The sequence below is a fragment of the Psychrobacter sp. CCUG 69069 genome (assembly GCF_021023115.1).
GTDB classification, from domain to species: Bacteria; Pseudomonadota; Gammaproteobacteria; order Pseudomonadales; family Moraxellaceae; genus Psychrobacter; species Psychrobacter namhaensis.
The window spans coordinates 1-3,098 of the sequence record NZ_QQAI01000036.1 but is presented as its reverse complement, the minus strand read 5'-3'; the positions used below and the strand labels follow the sequence as shown (position 1 = coordinate 3,098).

3 protein-coding genes are annotated in these 3,098 nt (G+C 42.8%); 2 read left to right on the top strand and 1 reads right to left on the bottom strand.

Annotated features, from left to right (window positions below; all coding sequences use genetic code 11):
- Positions 1–26: 26 nt before the first annotated feature.
- Entirely contained in the window at positions 27–389 is a 363-nt protein-coding gene (locus DVY93_RS12325) for a septal ring lytic transglycosylase RlpA family protein (protein WP_193005680.1), read from the bottom strand.
- Between the two features lie 1,257 nt (positions 390–1,646).
- Between DVY93_RS12325 and DVY93_RS12320 the strand changes: the two genes are divergently transcribed.
- Together DVY93_RS12320 and DVY93_RS12315 are read left to right on the top strand one after the other, a co-directional pair.
- A complete protein-coding gene (locus tag DVY93_RS12320) occupies positions 1,647–2,651 on the top strand; it encodes a DnaJ C-terminal domain-containing protein (RefSeq protein WP_230711044.1) in 1,005 nt (334 codons plus the stop codon).
- 81 nt (positions 2,652–2,732) lie between these two features.
- A complete protein-coding gene (locus DVY93_RS12315) occupies positions 2,733–3,056 on the top strand; it encodes a chaperone modulator CbpM (RefSeq protein ID WP_193005677.1) in 324 nt (107 codons plus the stop codon).
- Positions 3,057–3,098 lie beyond the last annotated feature (42 nt).

The window sequence follows — 3,098 nt, the reverse complement described above, 5'->3', positions numbered from 1 at the left end:
GCATTAGCCCTCCCTTTTTTATTACGTTATTCCTTACGGTATTTACCATCACCATAAGATAATATTTCCATTGTCGTGGTACACAGTTGACAGTTTATTTGACCAGCAGCGGCTTTTGATAAATCCAGAATACGGCCTCGAATAAAAGGTCCTCTGTCTGTAATTTTTACAACTACGCTCTGCTTTGTCTTTTGATTGGTCACTTGTACCTTCGTTCCAAACGGCAACGTACGGTGCGCGGCCGTTAAAGAGTTCATGTTAAAGATACTTCCACTAGCGGTACGTTTTCCATGAAACTTACTCCCATAATAACTGGTGTTACCAGCAAAAACGGTGGTGCTCAGCAATAGTGATAACGTGATAACCAAAGACTTGATTAAATAAGACATTTAATACCTTTAAGCAATTTATAAGATAGACAGCTACTCTTGCCTATATCATCCATACTCCCTACGAGTATCGACGTTATATTCATTTTAAAGCACATAAATTGTCCTATCCTTACGGCTCTGTAAAAGAACGCCCAAGTTCAAATATTGCCCTTTTCATACCTCAAAAAAACGCCCCAAAAAAATCAGCCAGTGAGCAGGTGTGACAAAATGTCCGGTAGGCGTTGCTACACCTAGTGTCTGCTAATAAAAAGGTGTCTCTAAATGGTAGAGTCAACCAGCATTTGTGTAACATAATCATCAGTGATGTCTCTTGTACTCTCAGCAACATAGTAGAAAAGTATAAATAATGCTTGGGATCCAATTAGGCTAAAGCTATGAGACACAACCGCTCAAGCGGCTCATGGTCACTGAACACTATTAGTAGAAGTAAAATGCAATAACAGCCAAGCTAATGTAAAAAATATTTCTACATTATTACCATATTGTAGTTTTTATAAAATTAAACATGATCTTAGCACCAGAAATATTTAATGCTGTCGACATCGCTTTGGGGTAATGATCTTGATAATCATAAATGGATACGGACAGATTTTGTCTGTTGGGATAGGTAGTAAATGGACAACCTAACTTAATCATTAGCAGATAAGCCGCTGTCTTGGCCATTAAAAATAGGGGCGCGCACCGATTTGTTTACCGGTCACCAACACAGTCCTTATTTCTAAGTGAGTACAAGGGTAGGAGCAACCTTTGGCCAGTAGCTACTTGGCTATGGTATGGTAAATGTAGTGATTCACAATCAAAACCGACATGCAGATAACGGGTCGAGATTGACCTTCGGGCTAAGCGTGACACACAAAGTGCTGAGCTGTCTTGTGTGGTAGCTCAGCGCGAAGGCCGTACCGCAAATGCACTTACTAAATTGACACTACGGCAACAGTTATCAAAGAGCAATGATGCCAAAATCATACTGACACACGCCTATAATACTGCTTTAAGCGAGGCTGTAAACCCAGCAGTCAGTAAGGCTTGGCACCATGATTGGTGAACTCTTATCGATACAGGGAATCTCCCACAAGTGACACCGTCTCGCTGAGATTATCCGTTACGTATCGACATTTGGTTATTTGTGCCACCTAAAAATTAACGCGACTATAGACACCAACAGTCAGCAACAAAAAATGAAACATTGCCTCATCATCCCTATACTATGTATTAAGTAAACCGTTAATAATAAATACGATAAGGAAAAATAACATGGCAGAGAAAAATTATTATGACATTTTAGGGGTCAAAAAAGACGCCTCAGACGCTGATATCAAAAAAAGATACCGTAAGCTTGTCCGTCAATATCACCCTGATGTCAGTGATGATCCAGACGCTGATAACAAGATTGCGGAGATTAATAACGCTTATGAAACCATCAGAGATAAAGAAAAACGGGCTGAATATGACGCCATGCTAGACAACCCCTTTGCTGGACAAGGGGGCGGTTTTGGTGGTCAAGCTGCAGGCGGTAGTCAGGGCGGTTTTCGTTGGGAAGATGTCAAAGATCAGTTCGGTGATGGCGAAGCGTTTGGCGAGGGCGGTTTTCGCTTCGACGATATTTTTTCAGCATTCGGTCGCGGTGCGCGCGGCTCGGCAGGTGGACAGTCGCAGCGTGGCGGCTTTGATCAGTTTGGTGGGGGCTTTGGCCCGCAAGATAGCAAAGGGCAAGATCAGCATGCAGAGATTACGGTTGATTTAGCCTCGGTATATAGTGGTGATGATTATAGTATTAAGTTGAATGTTCCGGTCCGCCAGCCTAATGGTAGCGTGGCGTACGATAATAAAACGCTTAAAATTAAAATTCCTAAAGGCATCACTGACGGTAAACAAATCCGTCTAGCAGGACAAGGGGCTGCTGGGAATGGTGGTGGCAAAAATGGCGATTTATTCTTAAAGGTGAAAATTCGTCATGCAGATAACATTCGTATCGAAGGAGCGGACGTCTATCAAACCGTTAATATCGCGCCATGGGAGGCGGCATTAGGTGACAAAATTAACGTGACTACGCCAGCAGGAACTTTGGCGGTGACGATTCCTAAAAACAGCAAATCTGGTAATAACTTACGCCTAAAAGGTAAGGGTATCCCGGCCAAACAAGCGGGCGATTTGTATTTAACGTTAAACATCGTGAACCCTGACATCAGTACGGAGGCTGCAACACAGGCCTACGAGCAGCTCAAACAAGCTTTTTCTGAGACCAGCATTAACCGTTAATGGCTGTGCTTGATTAACCACTGTGATAGAGATAAAACCATACGATAACGATGAAATAAAGCGCAAACGAGGATAACAGCTATGAAACACTCGCCTGAATTGACCGACATTATCATGAGCTTAGATGAGCTAGTATCTGCCTGTGGCCAAGAGCGCCAATGGGTGATCGAATTGATTGAAGAAAACATCATTGAGTATGATGTGCCAGAGCGTGAGCAATTTACTGGTTATCAGCTGACAACCGTGCGCCGTGCCTCACGTCTTAGCCGCGACTTTGAAGCCAGCGTCCCTGCTATTGGTTTGATACTGGAGCTGTTAGACGAGCTTGAACAATTACGCCGATTCAAACGTCAGCTCGATATGCCAGCCCCTGTGATTGAAGTAGATGCTGATCATTTGAGGTAGTTAACTAAATAGTAAAAATTAGACCATAAAAAAGGGCTGATT

Excerpts from the sequence above, each read along its gene's own strand:
- DVY93_RS12320 (WP_230711044.1), top strand. The coding sequence starts at position 1,647 with ATGGCAGAGAAAAATTATTATGACATTTTAGGGGTCAAAAAAGACGCC.
- DVY93_RS12325 (WP_193005680.1), bottom strand. The coding sequence starts at position 389 with ATGTCTTATTTAATCAAGTCTTTGGTTATCACGTTATCACTATTGCTG.
- DVY93_RS12315 (WP_193005677.1), top strand. The coding sequence starts at position 2,733 with ATGAAACACTCGCCTGAATTGACCGACATTATCATGAGCTTAGATGAG.